Here is a 21,732-nt window from a genome sequence, read left to right as displayed (position 1 = left end):
CATTCGCTTTGCTATGCCGTCTCGAACATGGATCACATTCGATGGAGGTCAGTTGGGATTGGGGGAACGGTAAAGCGCTATAAGCCCAGTCAAAGATCATTTTGCCCTTATTTTAATTTGAGAGGCTTGTCCTTGCGTGATGCGTGAATTTCATGCGGTGACAGGGTTAGCTCTCCTCAACCATTTGCAATGACCAGTCTTTTAAGCATTGTTCGGGGTAGGTGCGGCGTGAAGAAGATCTCGTCTGTCGCATGAATAAAGCGGGTTCCGGCATAGACTTTGGCTTTCAGGGGTTCCGCCCGTGTTGGGATAACGGTAAGTCCCGACAGCCCTTTGTTTCCCGCTTTTCAGTTCCTCCGAGGACCCATGATTCGTCTCGATAACATCAGCAAGCATAACGGCCAGCGCGTCATTTTTATTGAGGCCTCGGCCGCTCTTCTGAAGGGCGAGAAGGTGGGTCTTGTCGGTCCCAACGGTGCGGGAAAATCCACGTTGTTCCGCATGATCACAAAGCAGGAAGAGCCGGATGAAGGGAACGTTCTGACGGATCGTGGCGTCACCATCGGCTTCTTCAGCCAGGATGTTGGTGAAATGTCCGGCCATAGTGCTGTGGCAGAAGTCATGAACGGGGCAGGTGCCGTTTCGGAAGTGGCTGCCGAACTGGCCGAGCTGGAAGCCGCCATGGCGGACCCAGAGCGGATGGACGAACTGGACAGCATCATCGAGCGCTTTGGTGAAGTGCAGAGCCGCTTTGAGGATCTCGGTGGCTATGCGCTGGATGGCAAGGCGCGTGAGGTTTTACACGGTCTCGGGTTCAGCCAGGAAATGATGGACGGAGACGTCAGTCTTCTGTCTGGCGGTTGGAAGATGCGCGTGGCGCTGGGTCGCATTCTTCTGATGAAACCTGATGTCATGCTGCTTGATGAGCCGAGCAACCATCTTGATCTGGAAAGTCTGATCTGGCTTGAGCAGTTTCTTGCTGGTTACGATGGCGCATTGCTCATGACGTCTCATGATCGTGCTTTCATGAACCGTATCATCAATAAAGTGATTGAAATTGATGGCGGTAACCTGACGACGTTCTCTGGAAACTACGAATTCTATGAAGAACAACGGGCCCTGAACGAGAAGCACCAGCAGGCACAGTTTGAGCGCCAGCAGGCTATGCTGGCCAAGGAAATCAACTTCATCGAGCGCTTCAAGGCCCGTGCGTCTCATGCCGCGCAGGTTCAGAGCCGTGTGAAGAAGCTGGACAAGATCGACCGTGTGGAGCCGCCGAAGCGTCGTCAGGCCATGAGCTTCGAATTCGCACCGGCTCCGCGTTCGGGCGATGTGGTCGTGAATATTCAGGGCGTGGACAAGCGGTATGGCAGCCGCACAATTTATGATGGACTGGATTTGATGATCCGTCGGCGTGAGCGTTGCTGCATCATGGGTGTGAACGGTGCCGGCAAGTCCACATTGCTAAAACTTGTGACCGGTACGACAGAGCCGGATTCCGGAACGGTGACCGTCGGCAGTAATGTAAAGATCGGATATTTTGCCCAGCACGCCATGGACCTTCTTGATGGCGACCGAACAGTCTTTGAAATGCTGGAATATACGTTCCCCCAGGCCAACCAGGGCGCTCTACGCTCGCTCGCTGGTGGTTTCGGATTTTCGGGTGACGAAGTGGAAAAGAGCTGCCGGGTTCTGTCTGGTGGTGAAAAGGCCCGCCTTGTCATGGCTCTGATGCTCTTTGATCCACCGAACTTCCTCGTACTCGATGAGCCAACCAACCATCTGGACATGGCTACGAAGGAAATGCTGATCACAGCCCTTGCAGACTATGACGGAACCATGCTGTTCGTTTCCCATGATCGTCACTTCCTGGCAGCCCTGTCTAATCGCGTTCTGGAAGTCACGCCGGAAGGTGTGCACCAGTATGCTGGCGGATATACGGAATATGTGGCGCGTACGGGGCAAGAAGCTCCGGGTCTGCATTGATGATTGTTTGATTGATGACGTCAAGAATAACTATATTATGACTAAAATTAATTATTCCCCTCTTGATAGATTCATTAATGGGGTGATAAAAATAGATAATTTATTAGAGATGGGTATTTTTTAACTATATACATGATCACAATGTGAATAGTTAATTAACTATTGAAATAAAGGAATATAAATAATTATGAGTATTTCAGATATTGAATGTGAGGGAATTGAAAATTCTGTATTCCCCGGGGAGCCGGAAGTATTTTTGCGTCGGAATATCTTGTATGTCCCTAATTTTGGAGGGGGAGGCGATAATTCTTTCGGTTTATACGATGAAACCGGGCGTCAGCTCTTAAGTAATGCTCACTTTCATGGAATACCATCAATTCTGAAAACTCAGCCTCTTTTAACGAATTTAATGGCATCAAAGTCGCGACCTCGTATAGGGCACGCAATTTACGGCGGAGCTATTGGAAATCACTACGGACATTTTATAACAGAGTGCTTTAATATTTTGTGGTATTATATACTTTATGGAAAGAAAAACGATAAAATATTATTTCACAGTAATCTTAGTGTAGAAGAAATATATGAAAAAACTTGGATGCGTGATTTTTTAAATTACGCGGGAGTCGAAAAAGAGCAAATTATTATTTCGAAATACCCTGTAGTGGTAGAAAATCTAGTCGTTCCTGGTCAAGCATTTAGTGAGGATGGTTTCGTATATAAAGTTTACGCTTTAGCTTGTCAGAAAGTAGGTGCTACCGCAATACGACACGCATCTCCTCTTCCAGATGGGGCGGTTTATTTTTCTAGAAACAATATAGAATATGGAACCCTAAAGGTTATTAACGAATATTCTTTGATGGATGCTCTTTCTAAATTTGGAGTTAATATAATTTATCCCGAAGAATGTTCTGTTGCTACGCAAATCGCAGCTTTGCATCGACCATCACTGGGCTTGATCGGATCGGCTTTTCATGCCTCTATTTTTGTGGATAAGCCGCATGCAGTGATATTGTGTCCAACAAAATCTCCTCGGCGTTCCTATCATTTGATGGATGCCGTTCATGGCGCCTCTATAAAATATGTAAAAGAAAGTCAGATCATCCGTTGCGAAAGTCCTCCAAATTTTCGGATAACATTTAGCCTGTCTGATCCTTCTGCTGTAGCTGATGAATTGCTCTCGCGGTTATCTAGTATAAGTTGTAATCAATTAAATGATAAAAACTTTCTTCCAAAAAACGAAATTTTAAAAATAAATAATATTTATGCAGAAAATGGTGATCCGATTGTTCTGCATTGTCCTAGTGAGCTAATGTACTCAAGAAGTCCATTAAAAAACGATGTTAATGTTCTGGCTATTACATTGGGTAAATATATTTTTTTGGTAGCACAAGATGACGATGCACCTATGCTGATGGTTGTTAAAGAAAATAAAGCTGCTCCAGTTCTGGTTTATAAGGGAGATAGTTTTAACGGTGGGCTTGCATTACAGGACTTGCGTACAAAAACATGGCTGAAAGCACCTCCCTCTCAAGTGGGGTTATGTCTGCATGGCGATGCTCAAGAAGTAAAAAAATGGGAGAGTTTTTTTCTAAAGCCAAATGATTTCTTGGAATATTCTGGTCGATTAGCAGAAATTATAAATGGTCTTCAAGATTTAGCCGAAAGCGGAGATATATACGATGTATCTCTCCGGTATCCAATACTTAGAGATGCTATTAAAGATTTGGATTTCAGCTTAAGGAATTAAAATTAATGATCTTTCCTCAGGCGTCGCCTCCGGCTGGATTTTGCGATCCCCATGCCTTCCCGATATTTTGCCACTGTCCGGCGCTGGATGGCGAACCTTTCTTTTTGAAGTTGGGTCGTCAGGGCATCATCTGACAGGATGTCATCGCCTTCTGAAGCGATCAGCGTTTTGATACGGTGCTGAATGGCGCTGGCACTCTGTGTGGAGCCATCGCTGGCCTGAAGAGCCGTAGAGAAAAACATACGAAGCGGAAGAATGCCGCGGGGTGTATCTATGTACTTCCCGTTCACAACCCGGCTGACCGTGCTTTCATGGACATCTGCGCCGGTGGCGAGGTCGCGCATGGTGAGCGGGCGGAGAGCAGCGAGGCCCTCTTCAAAGAACGCCGCCTGCTGACGGACGATCTCGGCTCCAATCTTCAGAATAGTCTGGCGACGCATTTCCAGCGCGCGGATGACAGCATTGGCCTCGTTTGCATAAGCAAGAAGCTGTCGCCCGGCGTCTGTTGAACTGTCGAGCGCGCTTTGTATCTCCAGATCCACGTGACAGTGGGGCAGCAGACGATGATTAAATGTCAGGCGGAACCCTTGGCCATTTTTGCGGAGGATCAGGTCTGGCTGAATGGGGGAGACTGGCTGGCGCGGATCAAAGCCCGGTCTGGGATTAAGAGCCTGAATTTCTGTCAGCATATCGAGCAGGTCGTCCTGTTCGAGCTGACACTTCTGACGGAGCAGCCGCCAGTCCCTTCGGGCTAAAAGATCGAGATTAGCCAGAAGAATTTTCATGGCAGGATCTAGCCGATTTTTCTGTTCCAGCTGGACCGCCAGGCACTCTTCCAAGGAGCGTGTAAAAAGACCAGCAGGCTCCAGTCGCATCAGAACTTGGCGGATAGTCTCAAGAGCAGTGGGCTCGACCCCAAGTTCGACCGCAAGGCCTGAAATTGCTTCCGGCAATCGTCCGGCCTCATCGAGGCAAGCCAGAAGATAAAGCGCGGCGGCACAGTCCTGCTGGACGGGAAACCGGAGATGGATCTGGGCAATCAGGTCATCATGAAGTGTGGGGCCGGGGGCCGCAGTCTCCGGTCGTTCCGAACCCGACGTAAATCGTTCAGGGTCATCGTCGTGCAATTCAGATGCAGGATCTGCGGGCTCTGTGTTGGGAGCAGGGTCCGTGGAGTCCAGAACGAGAAGAGGGTTCAGTTCCGCAATCTGCTGAAGTGATTGCGTCAGTTCCTGATGGCCCAGTTGCAGCATCGCAATCGCCTGACGCAACTGTGGCGTCATGACGAGCGACTGCGACTGGCGCTGTATCAGACCGGGACTGAGCATCCCGTCAGATTAGAGCGAGAAGTTCTCTCCAAGATAGACCCGGCGCACATCTTCGTTGGCGACGATGGCCTCCGGGGTACCTTCCATCAGAACCTGACCGCCATGCATGATGTAGGCGCGGTCAATGACTTCGAGCGTTTCGCGGACGTTATGGTCCGTAATCAGCACGCCGATGCCACGATCCTTGAGGTGAGACACAAGATCGCGAATTTCGCCCACGGCAATTGGATCAATACCGGCTAGAGGCTCATCCAGCAGGATATAGTTCGGCTGGCTTGCCAGGGCGCGGGCAATTTCCAGACGACGGCGTTCACCGCCGGACAAGGCCAGGGACGGCGAGTGACGCAGATGCGTGATGCCGAACTCGGCGAGAAGGCCGTTCAGCATCGTTTCGCGCTTTTCCGGATCGGATTCGATCACTTCCAGCGCAGCCATGATGTTCTGTTCGACATTCAGTCCGCGGAAAATGCTGGCTTCCTGTGGCAGATAACCAACGCCCAGACGCGCCCGTCGATACATCGGCAACTGGGTGATGTCTGCGCCATCCAGCGTAATGGTGCCCGTGTCTGGCTGGACCAGTCCTACGATCATGTAGAAGCTTGTCGTCTTGCCTGCGCCGTTCGGTCCGAGGAGGCCAACAGCCTCACCGCGTTGAACCTGAATGGACACGTTTTTGACGACAGCCCGCTTTTTGTAGGTCTTGCCGATCCCGCTGGCGACCAGACCGGTCTGGAGCACGGGAAATGAGGGGGATGTGTCTGTCACTTTGGTGCCTGGCTGCTGTTGGCTTCGTTTGGAACGACTAGTCCCTGAATAGGAGAGTCAGATCCTGGCAGCATCGTGGCAATGCCGGTCTTCATGTTGACGATAGCCTGAGACCCGTTGTTCTGGTTCTGACCCTGTGTCACATGCACGTGGCCGATCAGGCGTGCGATCTGGCTGGCAAAGACATAAACGCCTCTGTCCCCGGTTGCTGTCTGGGTCGGGGTGCGCAGCACGACATGGCCCCAGCCATAGGCACGATCCAGTTTGGAAGAACCGCCACCGAGAGGGCTGCCGTCGCTTTTCGCAGCCTGGGCCTGTCCTGCTGGTGCAGGGGAGTCCGGTGCACTGAAAGAGACCAGCACGTCAGCCTTGATCTGGCGCCCGTCATTGGTGGTGACAGTTGCGTTTCCACGCCCGACCGACATGCGGGTCTTGGAATGATATTCCATGACGTCACGTGCAGTGAGCACATCCTGCGGCGTCGTAAGCTTCAGGTTCTTACCGGTCATGACCATGACGGCCTGATCCATGTCGTAGAGGGCACGGTCGCCCCAGCCCTGGTCCGTCTGGTTATAGATATGGACGTGACCGCGGGCTTCGATGCGGTACAGCTCAAGGGAGCCACCCATCGGGTCGGCTTCACCCGTCTGCCCATTTGCGGCCGGCGGCGGGGTGGCTGGTTGTCCCTGTGGAGCCGCTTTCTTGCGCAGATAGCCAATCAGCGTATCGGCATCGACCGTTACATCCCCTCGTACGGCGCGGGCACCGCCGGTCAAGGTAACTGTCTGGGCGTTCCGGTCGTAAATTTCCTCGCTTTTCCAGAACAGCTTAACGGCCTCGCCGTGAGACATATCCAGCCCATCCGCATAAGCGGCAGGTGTGGCGGTAGTGGCGAGGAGAAGTCCTGCAACGGGAAGCAGTCTGGCGATGCGGCTCATCATTTCTCTGTCTTGGCTCCTTCCTGGCGGAGGCGGGCCGCCATGGAAGGGGGGCCGTTATCGTCGTTGCGGACCGTCAGACCCGGCCCTGTAAACTGCATGATACCTGCATGCTGGTCCAGGAAATAGCCCTGCGCGTCCTGCTTGCCAAATGGGCCCTCGGCATGGACCCAGTCGCGGGATGCAATAACGTCCTGCTTCAGGTCCATATCGGCGGAAGGGCCGTTCATGAGCGTCCCGTCATCGCGGTAAAGCACCACGTTGTCGTCCAGATTCAAGGTCTGCTCGTGCTGCATGTAGACGCCACGGTCCGCCTTGATATGCGCCCAGGAATTACCTGCCAGCTCGATATCCGCCACCGGATCAACCAGATCTACACGGTCCGGGCCTTCCTGATGCGTAACGCGTGCCGTGATCATGTACAGGTGATTATGGGCGTCCAGGCCGCGATAGACAGCATTTTCCATATTGCCGCTCTCAACGCGCAGACGGGCCATTTCCTTCAGAGCAGCACGGTTCTGATTGACGAGATGAGAGATCTCGGGCCACGCCGCAATTGAACTCAGCAGAACAAGTGCAAGCCCCGGGAGTGCCCATTTGGCGAACCCCAGAAGAGAGCGGCGGCGGGCTAGCTCTTCCGGATTTGGGGCGGTTCGTACTTTCTGGAATGCTGCACGGCGCAGGGCATCAAGCTTGGCGAGGCTTTCGCTCCGGTTTCCTGAAAAGTCGTCCCGTTTGGGGCGTTTGTCATCCTTGGACGAGTCGGTCATGCCAGGCCCGCCCTCAGAAGATCGTGCAGGTGAATGATGCCCTGTGGGCGTCCGTCCTCGCCAACGACGAAAAGACTCGTGATCGGTTTGGAGCGTGCATTCATAAGGAGAAGGACGTCCTGTGCCAGGGTCGAGGGGGCTGTCGTGGTTGGAGAGAGATTCATGACCTCTTCCGCCGTGGTCGTGTCAAGATCGCTGTGGAGGGCCCGTCGGAGATCCGCATCCGTGATGAGACCGCACAGCGCGCCATTCTCGTCCGTCACGCCCATGCAGCCAAAGGCTTTGTGAGTCATTTCCAGAATGACCGAACGAAGCGAGAGAGATTTTTCCCCAAGTGGAAGGGCCTCTCCGGTGTGCATAAGTTCCCGCACCGGGCGCAAACGCGCGCCCAGACGTCCGCCTGGGTGAAACACGCTGAAATCGTTGGCTGTGAAGCCGCGTTTTTCCAGAAGGGCGATGGCCAGCGCATCTCCAAGGGCAAGCTGAAGAAGCGTGCTCGTGGTTGGTGCCAGCCCCATGGGGCAGGCTTCTCTGGCGGGAGGGAGAACCAGAGCAATCTTGGCGGCGCGGGCCAGAGCCGAGGTTTCGACGGATGTTATGGCAATCACATCCAGCTGTCTGTGCGACGCATACGACAGAATTGCGGCAAGTTCTGTGGTTTCGCCGGAATTCGAGAGAGCAAGGATGACATCACCTGCCGCCACCATGCCCAGATCACCATGCGCGGCTTCTGCGGGGTGCACGAAAAGAGAGGGAGTTCCGGTAGAGGCAAGGGTGGCTTGGATCTTGCGACCAATATGACCCGACTTCCCGATCCCTGTGACAATCAGCCGGCCAGAACAGAGAAGGATTCGCTCAATGGCGTGGCTAAAAGCTTGCCCTAGAGAGCCGCCGAGGGCGCTTTCGAGCGCTTCAAGCCCCTGTCGCTCGACAGCAAGAGTGTGCAGGGCCGAGGGAAGGGGCGAGGTAGCCGGGTTTATCATGTCGGGGCGCAGTGTAGGCGATTACGCGCGGTGTGCGAAGATGTCGGGCTCGTCGTAGCCCAGAAGATCCAGACGGGTGCGCGCTGAAAGGAAGTCAAAGCAGGCCTGAGCCAGCTCCCGCCGCTCTTCCCGGATCAGCATGGCTTCAAGCTTGTCCCACAGGGCATGGAGATAAAGCACGTCAGATGCAGCATAGCGCTTCTGATCGTCCGTCAGGGTTTCAGCGCCCCAGTCCGAGCTCTGCTGGTGCTTGCTGATCTCGACGCCAAGCAGGTCGCGGCATAGATAGGCCAGTCCATGACGGTCCGTGAACGTGTAGACGAGGCGGGCAGCGATCTTGGTGCAGATGACAGAAGAAATCGTGATGTCGAAGGCTTTCTGGAGCACGGCCACGTCAAAGCGGGCGAAGTGCATCAGCTTGGTAATCGAGTCATCCGAAAGGAAGGCTTTGAGATTAGGGCAATCGTAGCCACGGCCGCCCATGGAGACAGGCTTGATCTGCACGAGATGTGCTTCACCGTCACCGGCGGAAAGCTGCACAAGGCAGAGGCGATCTCTGTAGGGATTGAGACCCATGGTCTCGGTATCTATGGCGACAACAGGGCCAATATCAAAATCTTCCGGCAGGTCGCCGTCATGAAGATGGATGGCGTTCTGCTGGCTCATTTTGTTGTCACCGAATTTTTAAGAACTCAGAGGGGAAGGTTCTTATGAACCTGACCGTCTGTGGTGCCCAGAAGAAGACTCGAACTTCCACGTCCTTTCGGACACAGGTACCTGAAACCTGCGCGTCTACCAATTCCGCCATCTGGGCTCAGAAAGCACCGGGTTTTTTCAGTTTCCTGAGGCATCCCGGATTGGTGAAGAGGCGTTTACATTGACTGAATGAGAGCGTCAACAGTTGGAATGAAAGAAAACAGGGAAATGGAAAAACTTTTTTCGGGTACGGGGCAGCAGAAGGTCGCTGTCATTGGTGGTGGTGGTTTTATCGGGCGCAGCCTGGTGAGAAAACTGGTTGCCACCGGGCATGTCGTTCGTGTGGGAAGTCAGAATCCCGAAAAAATTCAGGGGCTTGGAAAGGCGCGTGGAACAGGGCGCGTCGAGTTCCTGAAAACGTCGGTCAATGATGCAGCGCAGCTTGATCGTCTGTTTGATGGTGTGGATGCTGTCGTCAATCTTGTCTCTGTCATGACGCCAGATGTGCAGACTCTGCATCGCATTAATGTTGAGGGCGCTCGGCTCGCAGCGGTGCGGGCTCATCTGGCGGGTGTGAAGCATTACGTTCATATGTCCGCCATTGGTGCTTCTCTGACGTCTCCAGGGGCATATGGCCGGAGTAAAGCGGCTGCAGAAGGTGTCGTACGGGACGTTTTTCCTGATGCGCGTCTGCTTCGCCCGTCTGTGGTGTTCGGGACGGACGACAGTTTCTTTAATCTGTTTGCCTTGATCGCAGCGCTATCGCCTGTTTTGCCGGTTTTTGCCGGTCGCACATATTATCAGCCGGTATTTGTGGAAGATGTTGCAGAAGCAGCGCTACGACTTCTGCAGCCGGAGAATGCAGGCCTAACCGTTGAGGCCGGTGGTCCCGATATCCTGAGTATGCGTGAGCTTATGGCGTTCGTACTCGAAGCGTCGGGTCGTAAAAGAATTCTGCTCCCGATCCCGCAAGTGGTAGCCCGCCTTGAAGCGACTGTTCTGGAGAAGTTGCCCGGCCATCTGCTGACGCGAGACCAGGTGGCCATGATGTCTGTCGATAATGTCGTGCAGCCGGGAGCTGAGACCTTGCAGGCACTCGGAATCCATCCTGCATCACTGGGAATGGTGGCTCCGGGGTATCTGAATGGAAGCATCTGTAAGCTCTATCGCCAGCTAAAAGCCTGATTGGTCCGTATCGGACCTATAAAATGTGACACTGACGCAAGAAAAGTGACGTTATGAGGTCGGTTTTTTTATATTGGTAAGCATTACTGACTATTATCGCGCAAACTCACGGAATAGCTGGTATTCCACAAATTTCGTACGCTTGGCGTGCGTTCTGTTTTTAGGAGACACGGCGCATGGCCGAACGGATGTTGCAGTTCGTCAATCACCCACAGATCCTTCCGGAGAAGCGTGACGCTGCTGAGCGTCGTGCAGACTTTGGAGAGATTTACCGTGGGTTTGCGATGAGCCGCGCTGAAGAGCAGGCCTCTCGCTGCTCTCAGTGTGGAATTCCGTTCTGCTCCGTGCATTGCCCTCTTGGTAACAACATTCCGGACTGGCTGAAGCTGACGGCAGAAGACCGTTTGCAGGAAGCCTACGAGATGTCTTCGGCTACCAATACCTTCCCGGAGATCTGCGGTCGCATCTGCCCGCAGGATCGCCTGTGTGAAGGCAACTGCGTGATCCAGAAGGGGTTCGAGAGCGTCACGATCGGTGCTGTCGAACGCTTTATTACGGAAAATGCTTTTGAGCAGGGCTGGGTGCAGCCGCGTCTGCCGGATCGTGAACTCAAAGTCAGTGTTGGCGTCGTGGGTTCCGGGCCTGCCGGTCTGGCCTGTGCGGAGCGTCTGCGGGCACGTGGGTATGAGGTTCATGTCTATGAACGTCAGGACCGTGTGGGCGGCTTGCTGACGTACGGTATTCCGAGCTTCAAGCTGGAAAAGCATGTCGTGGCCCGTCGTCACAAGCTGCTGGAAGAGCAGGGCATCATCTTCCACCTTTCCACCCCAATCGGTGCGGGTGAGGGGGAGACGTCACTGGATGATCTGCGGACGCGTCATAACGCGGTGTTCCTTGGAACGGGCGTGTATCGTTCGCGCTCCGTGGATGTGCCGGGTGCTGACCTGAACGGCGTTGTGGATGCAATTGACTTCCTGACGGCCTCGAACCGTCGTGGATATGACGAAGACCCCGGTGAAGATGCAGCACTTCATGCCAAGGGCCGTCGTGTTGTTGTCATCGGTGGTGGCGATACGGCCATGGACTGCGTTCGGACGTCTATCCGTCAGGGCGCCGAGAAGGTTACCTGCGTTTATCGCCGTGACCGTGCGAACATGCCGGGCTCCCGTCAGGAAGTTTACAACGCCGAGGAAGAAGGCGCGAACTTCGAGTGGCTGGCTGCGCCGGAAGAGTTTCTAGGCGAAGGCACGGTTGAAGGTGTGAAGGTGCTGAAAATGCGTCTTGGTGCACCGGATGCCACGGGCCGCCGCTCCATCGAAGGCACGGGCCAGCATTCCATTATTGAAGGCGACATCGTGATCCGCGCGCTGGGCTTCGACCCGGAAGATCTGCCGGGTCAGTGGCAGCAGCCGGAGCTCGCCGTGACGCGCTGGGGCACGCTGACGGTTCCGCCGGGCGGCTTCCAGACGAGCCTGCCAGGCGTGTTCGCTGGTGGCGACATTGTCCGTGGTGCGAGCCTCGTTGTCTGGGCCATCAAGGACGGCCGTGATGCGGCTGATGCAATTCATCTTTCTCTGACCGAGACCCTGGCGCTGGAGGCCGCGGAATGACACAGAACACTGATTTCATCCGCGAATACACTGAGAACGTCGAGCGCCTGAAAGGTCTGTATGACCCGACGCAGGAGCGCGATTCCTGTGGTGTGGGCCTTGTGGCTGCTCTGGATGGCAAGCCGTCCCGCGCTGTTGTGAAAGCTGGCATCGAAGCTCTGGGCAACATCTGGCATCGTGGTGCTGTCGATGCAGATGGCAAGACGGGCGATGGTGCGGGCATTCATGTTGAAATCCCGCAGGATTTCTTTGCCGAAGCCATTCATAACAGTTCCAGCGATGACACGATCGACGGCCGCATTGCCGTTGGCATGGTATTCCTGCCGAAGACGGATCTGGCGTCGCAGGAAGCTGGCCGTCAGATCATCGAAACCGAGGTTCTGAACTTCGGCTACGGAATCTATGGCTGGCGCCAGGTGCCGATCGACACGGCCTGCATTGGCGAGAAAGCCAACCAGACGCGCCCCGAAATCGAACAGATCATGATCCGCAATACGCTGGCTCGCTCGGAAGACGAGTTCGAGCGTGATCTGTATGTGCTGCGTCGTCGCATCGAGAAGCAGGCGACCCGTCAGCAGGTGGATTTGTATATCTGTTCGCTGTCCTGTCGTTCGGTCATCTACAAGGGCATGTTCCTGGCCGAGAACCTGACGGACTTCTATCCGGATCTTCTGGACGAGCGCTTCGTCTCGCGGTTCGCGATCTACCATCAGCGTTACTCGACCAACACGTTCCCGACCTGGAAGCTGGCCCAGCCGTTCCGCAAGGTGGCGCATAACGGTGAGATCAACACGATCTCCGGCAACACCAATTGGATGCGGTCGCACGAAACGCGCCTGTCACATGCGGCGCTCGACCCTTACATGGATGATCTGAAACCGGTCGTGCAGGCTGCGGGTTCGGATACGGCGGCGCTGGATAACGTCTTCGAGCTCATGACCTTCGGTGGCCGCAGCGCGCCGATGGCCAAGATGATGCTCATTCCGGCCTCCAGCGGTGCGAACTCCGCGATTTCTCCGGCCGCGCGCGCCATGTTCCGCTACTGCAACGCGGTCATCGAGCCGTGGGATGGCCCGGCTGCGGTCTGTGCAACGGATGGCCGCTGGGTCATTGCAGGGCTGGATCGTGCGGGTCTGCGTCCGCTGCGGTATTCCATCACGAATGACAACCTGCTGATCGTGGGTTCGGAAGCGGGTATGGTCCGCGTGCCGGAAGCGCGCATTCAGCGTCGCGGGCGGCTTGGTCCGGGGCAGACACTGGCGCTCGACCTCAAGGAAGGTCGCCTCTACCAGCCGGATGAACTGCTTGAAATGCTGGCCTCCCGTCAGGATTTCCAGTCCTGGGTCAAGCGCATCCGCAATATCGAGCCGATCGTGCGGGATGTGGTCGAGCCGGAAGGTATGGCCGCAGACGTGCTGCGTCGCCAGCAGATGGCCGTCAGCCTGACGCATGAAGAGCTGGAAACCATCCTTCACCCGATGGTCGAGACGGCTGCCGAAGCCCTGGGCTCCATGGGTGACGACACGCCGCTTCAGGTTCTGTCCAAGATCTACCGTGGTCTGTCGCATTATTTCCGTCAGGGCTTCAGTCAGGTTACGAACCCGCCGATTGATTCCCTGCGTGAAACACGGGTGATGAGCCTGATTACGCGTCTGGGTAATCTGGGGAACATTCTCGACGAGCGCCCGGAACAGTGCGATCTGCTTCAGCTTCCCAGCCCGGTTCTGACGGTTGGTGAGTTTGATGAACTGCGGAAAGTCTGCGGTGAGAACGCTGCCCTGATCGACTGTACTTTCCCGGTTGAGGACGGCGAAGAAGGGCTGCGTGCGGCGATCGCGTCCATCCGGGTTCAGGCGGAAGATCATGTCCGTGGCGGTTGCACCCATCTGTTCCTGACGGATGAGAACACAGGGCCGGATCGTGTGGCCGTGCCGATGATCCTTGCGACGGCTGCCGTGCATGTTCACCTTGTGCGTCATTCCCTACGGACGTTCACGTCCCTGAACGTGCGGACGTCCAGTGCTATCGACGTTCACGCTATTGCCGTGACGATCGGTGTTGGTGCGACGACGGTGAACCCGGCTCTGGCCCAACACAGCATCGCAGACCGTTTGCGTCGTGGCCTGTTTGGCCAGATGACGATGCGTGAGGCGATGGAACGTTACCGCAAGGCGGTGGACAAGGGTCTGCTCAAGATCATGTCCAAGTTCGGGATTTCCATCATCTCGGCTTACCGCGGCGGTTACAACTTCGAAGCCATTGGTCTGTCCCGTGCGCTGGTGGCCGAGTTCTTCCCAGGCATGCCGTCGCGTATTTCCGGCATTGGTCTGCCGGGGATCGCCCGCAACATCCTGAAGGCTCATGCGGCTGCGTGGGATCAGAAGGTTGAAGCGCTTCCGGTCGGTGGTCGCTACAAGCTGCGTCGTCAGGGAGAGACGCATGCGTTCTCCGGCCAGCTTGTGCACATGCTGCAAAGTGCGGTTTCGGCCAACAGCTACACGCTGTATCGCCGTTACGCGGATGCCGTGCGTCAGATGCCGCCGGTTGCGCTGCGTGACCTGCTGGATTTCAAGGCCCCTCATGCACCGATCCCGGTGGACGAGGTTGAAAGCATCACGCAGATCCGTCGTCGTCTTGTCGCGCCGGGCATTTCGCTGGGTGCCCTGAGCCCGGAAGCGCATGAGACGCTGGCGATTGCCATGAATCGGATTGGCGCGAAGTCTGATTCCGGTGAGGGTGGCGAAGACGCTGAGCGTTCCAAGCCGCGCCCGAACGGGGACAATGCGTCTTCCGCGATCAAGCAGGTGGCGTCAGGCCGGTTCGGTGTCACCGCGCAGTATTTGAATGACTGCCGCGAGATCGAAATCAAGATGGCCCAGGGCGCGAAGCCAGGCGAGGGTGGACAGCTTCCGGGCTTCAAGGTCACGGAGCTGATTGGCCGCCTGCGTCATGCGACGCCGGGTGTGACACTGATCTCTCCGCCACCGCATCACGACATCTATTCGATCGAGGATCTGGCCCAGCTCATTTATGATCTGAAGCAGGTCAATCCGACGGCAACCGTTACCGTGAAGCTGGTTGCCCGGACGGGTATCGGCACGATTGCGGCGGGTGTGGCGAAGGCGAAGGCCGATGCCATCCTGATCTCCGGTCATTCCGGTGGTACGGGTGCCAGCCCGCAGTCTTCGATCCATTACGCGGGTCTGCCGTGGGAAATGGGCCTGTCCGAAGCGCATCAGGTTCTGATGCTCAACCGTCTGCGCCATCGTCTGGTGCTGCGGACGGATGGCGGCATCAAGACGGGCCGTGACGTGGTCATGGCGGCGATGCTGGGTGCGGAAGAGTTCGGTATTGGTACGGCCGCGCTGGTGGCCATGGGCTGCATCATGGTGCGTCAGTGCCATTCCAATACCTGCCCTGTCGGCGTCTGCGTTCAGGACGAAAAGCTGCGTGCGAAGTTCGAGGGCTCACCGGAGAAGGTCATCAACCTTTTCACGCTGATTGCTGAAGACATTCGCCATATCCTTGCCGATCTGGGTGTTCGCTCCCTGAAGGACGTCATTGGCCGCACGGACATGCTGCGTCAGGTCTCCCGCGGTGCGGATTATCTGGACGATCTGGATCTGAACTCCCTGCTGGTGCAGGCCGATCCGGGTGAACATGCGCGTTACTGCACCCGTGAGGGCCGTAACGAGGTTCCGGAAACGCTGGATGCACAGATCGTGGCCGATGCGATCCCGCTGTTCGAGCGTCGTGAGAAGCTGCATCTGCACTACAACGTGCAGAACACGCATCGTGCGATCGGGACGCGTATTTCCGGCATGATCACCCGTCAGTTCGGGATGCACGAACTGCCGGAAGGCCAGCTTACGCTGTCGCTTCGTGGGTCGGCTGGTCAGTCCCTTGGTGCGTTCGCGGTGCAGGGGCTGAAGATGATCGTGGAAGGGGATTCCAACGATTACGTCGGTAAGGGGCTTTCGGGTGCGACAATCGTTGTGCGTCAGTCTCCGGCGTCTCAGTGGCGTTCGGAAGAGAATGCGATCATTGGCAACACGGTCCTGTACGGTGCAACGAGTGGCAAGCTCTTTGCGGCGGGTCAGGCTGGTGAGCGTTTCGCGGTTCGTAACTCCGGTGCGACGGCTGTTGTTGAAGGCTGTGGCTCGAACGGTTGCGAGTACATGACCGGTGGCAAGGTCGTGATCCTCGGTGAAACGGGCGATAACTTCGGTGCCGGCTTCACGGGCGGCATGGCCTATGTGCTTGATCCGAAGAACCGTTTTGAATCCCGCATCAATCCGGACACGGTGATGTGGAACCGCGTGCAGCCGGGTAGCCGCTGGGATGTGGAACTGCGCACGCTGGTCGAGCAGCATGTGGAAGAAACGGACAGCACTTACGCCGCGGACCTGCTGCATTGCTGGGAGCATACGCTGGAGCAGTTCTGGCACATCGTTCCCCGCGAATATGCCAAGGTCATTGGCTATGTGCAGGAAGATCTGTCCAAGCTTTCAGCCTGATTGCTTCGATTGATTAAAGTCTGAAAGCCCCGCATCAGGTTTCTGGTGCGGGGCTTTCTTTTACCTTCTGTGGGGTCAGTTCCGAAGCTTTCGAGCTAATGCAGCAAGGGCAACGATCTGGCCGGCAATGAACTTGCAGGTAGGTTCGTCAGTCAGTTTCAGCGTTTCCGGATCTACTTTCCCTGCGACCATGCCAATCATGACCTCTGGGCGGTTAAGAACAAAGGCGTCCAGAAACACCATATTCTGTCGGAGGTTGTATTGCGCTCTGGCCCCTCCGATCATCCCGGGGGACGCCGTCTGGATGGCGACGGGTTTTCCACTAAAAGGTTGAGGCGTTACGCGGGAGAGCCAGTCGATGGCGTTCTTCAATACGCCGGGAATGGAATAATTATATTCAGGCGTCACGATAATGACGCCGTCTGCAGCCCGGATCTGTTCCGCCATGGCCAGAACGGGGGCTGGAAAACCTGCGTCCTGAACATCTGCGTTGTAATGCGGAAAATCCCCGATTGATCCGAGCGCAGTAATGGAAACCCCTTCCGGCGCAAGTTCGGGCAAGGCGCGCGCAACCGACGCGTTAAAGGAGGCTTTGCGGAGGCTTCCGAGCAGGGTGACGAAATGCAGAGGCGTGTCGTTGGGCATGGACTGGTCTCCGTCAAAGAGTCGGGTTTTTGTTGTCATGACCCGAAGGAGAACAGATCATGACACAAAGCAGGAGTCAGGCTGCGTTTTTCAGCATCCCGTGAGGATCTAGAACGAATTTGCGAGGCGCGCCGTTGTCGAAGTCATGATAGCCGCGTGGCGCGTCTTCCAGTGAAATCACGGTGGCGTTGACGATATCTGCGATGGGCAGGCGTCCATGCAAAATGGCCTGCATCAGTTGTCGGTTATATCTCAGAACGGGTGTTTGCCCGGTGTGGAACGACTGGCTTTTGGCCCAGCCCTGACCCAGCCGGAGTGTCAGGTTGCCTTTCTGCGCCGCAGCTTCATGGGCGCCCGGATCTTCCGTTACGTACAGGCCCGGAATACCGATGGCACCGGCTGGACGGGTGACTTCCATGGCCTGATTGAGGATGACGGCTGGTTGTTCCTTTCCGTCATATCCTTTGGCTTCAAAACCGACGGCATCGATGAAGCTGTCGACTTCCGGTGTCCCGATGACCTGTTCGATAAGGTCTCCGAGCCGGTTATGGTTCTGGAGGTTGATAGGTTCAAACCCGACCGCCTTTGCGTGGGCGAGGCGCTCAGGATTGAAATCGCCGATCATGACAACAGCAGCCCCAAGAATGCGTGCCGATGCTGCTGCGGCCATACCGACTGGCCCGGCGCCTGCGATATAGACCGTTGATCCCACACCCACCTTGGCATTGATGGCGCCATGAAAGCCAGTGGGGAGAATATCGGTCAGCATTGTGAGGTCTCTGATGCGCTCAAGTGCCTGGGCCTTGTCAGGGAAGCGCAGCAGATTGAAATCGGCATAAGGGACCATGACGTAGCGGGCCTGTCCGCCGATCCATCCGCCCATATCCACATAGCCATAGGCGCCACCCGCGCGGCTCGCATTGACCGTCAGGCACACGCCTGTGTGCTGTTCCCGGCAGCATCGGCATCGCCCACAGGCGACGTTGAAGGGAACGGAGACTAGGTCGCCCTTGCGGACCATCTCGACATCCGATCCGGTTTCGATGACTTCGCCGGTGATTTCGTGGCCGAGGACCAGTCCGGACGGTGCTGTTGTACGGCCTCGGACCATATGCTGGTCGGAGCCGCATATATTGGTGGAGACGACCTTGAGAATGACGCCGTGGTCAATCTTCCGGCCATCGGGTGTTTCCATTCTGGGGTCGTCGATCCGCTGGACTTCAACATGATTGGGGCCGAGATAAATGACCCCTCTGTTTTCGTCAGACATGGCTTCTCTCCAGGTTCGGGCAGCGGCCATCCCTTGCGGCCGGGGTCGCCCGGCACGACGAAATGTTGTCGTACAAGGGCCTCAACGTTCGCCGCGTGCTCTGGAACCGTGACATAGGGCTACAGACGCGCCTCTCGCTCGAACGTGATGGGAATTTCCTGTCCTTCGTCTGCGGCCACCTTCTGAGCCGGATGATTTGTGAATTAAGAGGTGACCAACTTTTCAAGCCAGACTTGAAGCCGCCCATAGAAGCCCACTACCCTGTGAGCCATCTGTAGGCACGGCTGTGCCAACTGAACGAGCGACAGAGGGGTTCATGGAAAATCACGTCAATACATTGTGGGGACAGTTTTATGGCTGGCTTCCCACTCTTCTGAGTTACGTCGGGCAGCTTGTTCTGGCGATTATCGTGCTGTTGGTGGGTTGGTCCATCATCAACATGGTCACGCGCGGGATGGGCCGCATGATGGCTGCCAGCAACATTGAGCCGACCCTCCGGGGCTTTCTGCTCAGTGTCGTCGGGCTGCTGCTGAAGGCGCTTCTGCTGATCAGCGTTGCTTCGATGGTTGGCATTGCAACGACGTCCTTCGTCGCAGTTCTGGGCGCGGCTGGCCTGGCTGTTGGCATGGCGCTTCAGGGCAGTCTTGCCAACTTTGCGGGTGGCGTGCTGATCCTGCTGTTCCGTCCGTTCAAGGTCGGTGATTCCATTACCGCAGCGGGTAATACCGGAACGGTTGTTTCGATCGAGATGTTCCGCACCGTGCTGCAGGATGCCAGCAATGACATCGTCTATGTGCCGAACGGGACGCTCTCGAACAATGTTGTCATCAACAGCTCGCAGTCAGAGCGACTTCTGGCGTCGGTCAGTCTGCTGATTGATTACAACGACGATATCGACAAGGCTCGTGCACTGCTTCTGGGGCTGTTTGAAAATGACGCTCTGGTTCTCAAAACGCCCGCGCCATCCGTTTCGTTTCTGCCTCGTCCGGCCAATGTCGCCGTGACGCTGGGCTTCTGGTGCGCACCGGGTAACGTAACGCCGCTGGTTGCCAAGTACTCTGAGGCATCCATTCAGGCGCTGAAGAAAGAAGGCTTCCGTCTGGGTGTTACGGCCCGCACTGCTGCTTGAACCTTTTCGAGGCCTGTTCAGGATTATGCTGGGCAGGCCGCGTTATGGTCTTTGGAGCGTGTTCCATTAAGAACGCAGCGCCGTTGTTCTGCTCAGGAAAACTCACACGGTTTAAGACGGCGATTTCTGAAATTGGTGTGTGGATCCGACGTACTAGATAAAGTCTTTAAAAACAGTTTCTTATCGGGTCAAACCATCAAATTTCTATCACGGAGAAGCAACGCGTAAAACGTCGGGTGTCAAACCTAAATCTTGATCTTGAGTGTTCATTCCCGGACTTCAGGATGCCAATTTATTTTTCCAGCTATCTCTTAGAAAAATAAGAGTTGAATTGGCAGCACGCTCCCATTGATACCGAACTGACGATCCGATGACCTGTGGTCTGATAACGGGAGGTTGACCGAAGCTGGCAAGCATTTTTGCAGCACGAACAGATGCAAAACTATCAAAATCAAAAGTCAGGTTTTTGGACGCTGAGAGTTTCAGGGCTTCCCAGATCAGGAGCATGTTCGCGCCCGGCGTGGAAAAGGAACGGTCGCGCGCGGATTGCCAGAAATAGAGATTTTTATCGTCCCAGATCAGAACACACGAAGACACCCTCTGATTTTTCTCACCATACGCACTTAAGACGCATGTTTGATTACGTAATAAGCAAGCCTCAAAAATCTTAGTCATTCTTGGAAAATCATGACTGTTTTTCGAGTGTGGCTGGTCAATCAAAGACATCTGGATGAAGTCTTCAATATCTGTACTCTGAACAACATCTAGTTTTTGTGCTGCTGAACGAATGAGATTTCTCGTTTTCTGATCGCATTGTTCGAGAACGACACAAGGAGAGGTATTTTTGTCGACCCGGAATGTAAAAGCATTTCTGATTTGTAGCCCCGAGATGGAAAATGCGAAGGCAGCCTCGTCTGACGGGTCCAGACTGATTTTCAGATGATCGTATTTTGGCAGGGCTTCTATGAGCTCAGAAACGATGTTTCTTATTTTTTGAGATCGACGAAACGCTTTTGAGGCAGGAAGAAAAAACCGAGGCCCTAAAGTACGCGTGTAGGGCGGTGGGATGATATACTTCATTCCGAAATGCGTTTTTTTGTAAAAACTGAAATCAGAAACAATTGCGCCGTTGTTTTTAATTTCAATTCTGTCGCATTGGTCATCAGTGGCCGCCGAAAGCCACCAGTTTTCATGAAAAATCGAATGCTCTGAGGGGAGAGACGACGGAGTAAACTGAAGGGGAGATGTAAGCATCTTCATACTGTGACTCGAGCTGTAGGCTCGGTACTTATTTCTCAACCCGACAAAAATTAACAGACAGTTTCATATAAAAAATAATTATGCCAAATTCACTTGGTGGAAGAGTAATTCGTGCCAATCAGGATGGTCAAAAAAGGTGAAGCGCTGACAGCTGGACCGAAAGTCTCATCGACGGTTTTGGACGTGATCCATGCGCGATTTGTTGCAGGCGTTATGGGCCCATTTTCTACAGGGCCGAATTGGACCTGGTGTCTCATGGGTTTCGCCCCTTTTTTACGCTTGTTTTCTCCTATCCTTCAGATGCGATACGTCTGCGTAGGGTGCCGGCGATAATTTCGAATTGCTCGGTGATCTGGAGTTCAGGACCGACCGTGATGGTGCCAGCGATGGCGATGGTCACGCGCTCGCAGCCGTCATAGGTCGACAGCGTCAGATTTCCCTTCGCACCGCCTTTCTTGGCTCCATACTGTTCAGCCAGAAGGTCCAGAAAACCCCGGATATCGCTGTCCGCATCCTCACGAAACTGGCGCATCAGCTCACGAATGGCACGGGCACGCTCGAAGAGCTTCTTGACCAGTTCGTCCTGGAGAAGGTCTTCCGGCTTCACGTTCGCACGCGGGACAAGGCGTCCAGCGGAATCCTTCATGTAATCGTCGGGATTGTGGCGCATGCCTGTTCTCGCTTGCGCTTGGCCTCAGATGCTCGGGCGCTGCGTGCCCCGGCAGCGGCCCAGATCTTCATTCCTGGCATCCGGACATGGTGCGCCGTGCGTTCGTAGCGCTCGGCTGCGCGGGTCCAGAAGTCCACATGCTCGGCCCGGATCTCGGCTGGTGTTTCAGGGCGTCGTCGGTATCGGGTGCTCATAGCGCTCTCCAATAATGGCCGACGCCGCCGCTTCGTGAG

17 protein-coding genes and 1 tRNA gene are annotated in these 21,732 nt (G+C 55.3%); 6 read left to right on the top strand and 12 right to left on the bottom strand.

Annotated features, from left to right (window positions below):
* Positions 1-366: 366 nt before the first annotated feature.
* A complete protein-coding gene (locus ABDK75_RS10580) occupies positions 367-1,986 on the top strand; it encodes an ABC-F family ATP-binding cassette domain-containing protein (RefSeq protein WP_346005883.1) in 1,620 nt (539 codons plus the stop codon).
* A gap of 187 nt (positions 1,987-2,173) precedes the next feature.
* Positions 2,174-3,733: a glycosyltransferase 61 family protein gene (locus ABDK75_RS10575; protein WP_346005882.1), complete on the top strand. Its 1,560-nt coding sequence runs from the start codon at positions 2,174-2,176 to the stop codon at positions 3,731-3,733.
* 2 nt (positions 3,734-3,735) lie between these two features.
* Here ABDK75_RS10575 and rpoN read toward each other — a convergent pair whose 3' ends face one another.
* The 7 genes from rpoN to ABDK75_RS10540 form a co-directional block, all read right to left on the bottom strand.
* The gene (rpoN, locus tag ABDK75_RS10570) at positions 3,736-5,061 is read right to left on the bottom strand and encodes an RNA polymerase factor sigma-54 (protein ID WP_339405551.1); all 1,326 of its coding nucleotides are present in this window, start codon (positions 5,059-5,061) and stop codon (positions 3,736-3,738) included.
* Between the two features lie 9 nt (positions 5,062-5,070).
* Complete coding sequence (lptB, locus tag ABDK75_RS10565) at positions 5,071-5,826, bottom strand: LPS export ABC transporter ATP-binding protein (RefSeq protein WP_046899759.1); 756 nt, start codon at positions 5,824-5,826, stop codon at positions 5,071-5,073.
* Positions 5,823-6,767, bottom strand: a complete 945-nt coding sequence (locus ABDK75_RS10560) for an LptA/OstA family protein (RefSeq protein WP_211497812.1) — start codon at positions 6,765-6,767, stop codon at positions 5,823-5,825. The genes lptB and ABDK75_RS10560 overlap by 4 nt, the downstream gene beginning before the upstream one ends.
* On the bottom strand, positions 6,764-7,534 hold the full coding sequence (gene lptC / locus ABDK75_RS10555) for an LPS export ABC transporter periplasmic protein LptC (protein ID WP_202206494.1): 771 nt from the start codon (positions 7,532-7,534) through the stop codon (positions 6,764-6,766). The genes ABDK75_RS10560 and lptC overlap by 4 nt, the downstream gene beginning before the upstream one ends.
* On the bottom strand, positions 7,531-8,517 hold the full coding sequence (locus ABDK75_RS10550; RefSeq protein WP_086634479.1) for an SIS domain-containing protein: 987 nt from the start codon (positions 8,515-8,517) through the stop codon (positions 7,531-7,533). Before ABDK75_RS10550 ends, lptC begins: the two co-directional genes overlap by 4 nt.
* Positions 8,518-8,538: 21 nt before the next feature.
* Complete coding sequence (locus ABDK75_RS10545; RefSeq protein ID WP_099210532.1) at positions 8,539-9,183, bottom strand: ribonuclease D; 645 nt, start codon at positions 9,181-9,183, stop codon at positions 8,539-8,541.
* A gap of 61 nt (positions 9,184-9,244) precedes the next feature.
* Positions 9,245-9,331: transfer RNA gene (locus ABDK75_RS10540), tRNA-Leu, on the bottom strand.
* A gap of 110 nt (positions 9,332-9,441) precedes the next feature.
* Between ABDK75_RS10540 and ABDK75_RS10535 the strand changes: the two genes are divergently transcribed.
* From ABDK75_RS10535 to gltB, 3 genes are all read left to right on the top strand, one after another.
* On the top strand, positions 9,442-10,398 hold the full coding sequence (locus tag ABDK75_RS10535) for a complex I NDUFA9 subunit family protein (protein WP_346005881.1): 957 nt from the start codon (positions 9,442-9,444) through the stop codon (positions 10,396-10,398).
* A gap of 176 nt (positions 10,399-10,574) precedes the next feature.
* Positions 10,575-12,008 (top strand): NAD(P)-dependent oxidoreductase, encoded by a 1,434-nt coding sequence (locus ABDK75_RS10530; RefSeq protein ID WP_046899753.1) that lies wholly within the window; start codon positions 10,575-10,577, stop codon positions 12,006-12,008.
* Positions 12,005-16,525, top strand: a complete 4,521-nt coding sequence (gene gltB / locus ABDK75_RS10525) for a glutamate synthase large subunit (protein ID WP_346005880.1) — start codon at positions 12,005-12,007, stop codon at positions 16,523-16,525. The genes ABDK75_RS10530 and gltB overlap by 4 nt, the downstream gene beginning before the upstream one ends.
* Positions 16,526-16,600: 75 nt before the next feature.
* Here the strand turns inward: gltB and ABDK75_RS10520 are convergent, their stop codons facing one another.
* Both ABDK75_RS10520 and fdhA read right to left on the bottom strand, forming a co-directional pair.
* Positions 16,601-17,170 carry an NADPH-dependent FMN reductase gene (locus ABDK75_RS10520; RefSeq protein ID WP_346005879.1) on the bottom strand — a complete coding sequence of 190 codons (570 nt, stop codon included), beginning with the start codon at positions 17,168-17,170 and terminating at the stop codon, positions 16,601-16,603.
* Positions 17,171-17,246: 76 nt separating this feature from the next.
* Positions 17,247-18,440, bottom strand: a complete 1,194-nt coding sequence (gene fdhA, locus ABDK75_RS10515; RefSeq protein ID WP_346005878.1) for a formaldehyde dehydrogenase, glutathione-independent — start codon at positions 18,438-18,440, stop codon at positions 17,247-17,249.
* Positions 18,441-18,756: 316 nt separating this feature from the next.
* Here fdhA and ABDK75_RS10510 point away from each other — a divergent pair, with 316 nt between their 5' ends.
* Positions 18,757-19,569, top strand: coding sequence for a mechanosensitive ion channel family protein (locus ABDK75_RS10510; protein WP_211496574.1), 813 nt, complete (start codon positions 18,757-18,759; stop codon positions 19,567-19,569).
* Positions 19,570-19,848: 279 nt separating this feature from the next.
* On the opposite strand, the gene ABDK75_RS10505 is transcribed toward ABDK75_RS10510, so the two are convergent.
* The 3 genes from ABDK75_RS10505 to ABDK75_RS10495 form a co-directional block, all read right to left on the bottom strand.
* A complete protein-coding gene (locus tag ABDK75_RS10505) occupies positions 19,849-20,829 on the bottom strand; it encodes a GNAT family N-acetyltransferase (RefSeq protein ID WP_211496573.1) in 981 nt (326 codons plus the stop codon).
* A 289-nt stretch (positions 20,830-21,118) separates the two neighbouring features.
* The gene (locus ABDK75_RS10500) at positions 21,119-21,499 is read right to left on the bottom strand and encodes a DUF3164 family protein (protein ID WP_346005877.1); all 381 of its coding nucleotides are present in this window, start codon (positions 21,497-21,499) and stop codon (positions 21,119-21,121) included.
* A complete protein-coding gene (locus tag ABDK75_RS10495; protein ID WP_346005876.1) occupies positions 21,472-21,693 on the bottom strand; it encodes a hypothetical protein in 222 nt (73 codons plus the stop codon). Before ABDK75_RS10495 ends, ABDK75_RS10500 begins: the two co-directional genes overlap by 28 nt.
* Between the last annotated feature and the right edge of the window lie 39 nt (positions 21,694-21,732).

This window comes from Gluconobacter sp. OJA, from assembly GCF_039638325.1.
GTDB classification, from domain to species: Bacteria; Pseudomonadota; Alphaproteobacteria; order Acetobacterales; family Acetobacteraceae; genus Gluconobacter; species Gluconobacter cerinus.
The sequence above is the reverse complement of the archived record's forward strand: the minus strand, read 5'-3'. Positions and strand labels throughout refer to the sequence as shown.

Bases quoted from the DNA above. Each gene is read 5' to 3' on its own strand.
- ABDK75_RS10580 (WP_346005883.1), top strand. From the start codon at position 367: ATGATTCGTCTCGATAACATCAGCAAGCATAACGGCCAGCGCGTCATT.
- ABDK75_RS10575 (WP_346005882.1), top strand. From the start codon at position 2,174: ATGAGTATTTCAGATATTGAATGTGAGGGAATTGAAAATTCTGTATTC.
- rpoN (WP_339405551.1), bottom strand. From the start codon at position 5,061: ATGCTCAGTCCCGGTCTGATACAGCGCCAGTCGCAGTCGCTCGTCATG.
- ABDK75_RS10560 (WP_211497812.1), bottom strand. From the start codon at position 6,767: ATGATGAGCCGCATCGCCAGACTGCTTCCCGTTGCAGGACTTCTCCTC.
- lptC (WP_202206494.1), bottom strand. From the start codon at position 7,534: ATGACCGACTCGTCCAAGGATGACAAACGCCCCAAACGGGACGACTTT.
- ABDK75_RS10550 (WP_086634479.1), bottom strand. From the start codon at position 8,517: ATGATAAACCCGGCTACCTCGCCCCTTCCCTCGGCCCTGCACACTCTT.
- ABDK75_RS10545 (WP_099210532.1), bottom strand. From the start codon at position 9,183: ATGAGCCAGCAGAACGCCATCCATCTTCATGACGGCGACCTGCCGGAA.
- ABDK75_RS10535 (WP_346005881.1), top strand. From the start codon at position 9,442: ATGGAAAAACTTTTTTCGGGTACGGGGCAGCAGAAGGTCGCTGTCATT.
- ABDK75_RS10530 (WP_046899753.1), top strand. From the start codon at position 10,575: ATGGCCGAACGGATGTTGCAGTTCGTCAATCACCCACAGATCCTTCCG.
- gltB (WP_346005880.1), top strand. From the start codon at position 12,005: ATGACACAGAACACTGATTTCATCCGCGAATACACTGAGAACGTCGAG.
- ABDK75_RS10520 (WP_346005879.1), bottom strand. From the start codon at position 17,170: ATGCCCAACGACACGCCTCTGCATTTCGTCACCCTGCTCGGAAGCCTC.
- fdhA (WP_346005878.1), bottom strand. From the start codon at position 18,440: ATGTCTGACGAAAACAGAGGGGTCATTTATCTCGGCCCCAATCATGTT.
- ABDK75_RS10510 (WP_211496574.1), top strand. From the start codon at position 18,757: ATGGAAAATCACGTCAATACATTGTGGGGACAGTTTTATGGCTGGCTT.
- ABDK75_RS10505 (WP_211496573.1), bottom strand. From the start codon at position 20,829: ATGAAGATGCTTACATCTCCCCTTCAGTTTACTCCGTCGTCTCTCCCC.
- ABDK75_RS10500 (WP_346005877.1), bottom strand. From the start codon at position 21,499: ATGCGCCACAATCCCGACGATTACATGAAGGATTCCGCTGGACGCCTT.
- ABDK75_RS10495 (WP_346005876.1), bottom strand. From the start codon at position 21,693: ATGAGCACCCGATACCGACGACGCCCTGAAACACCAGCCGAGATCCGG.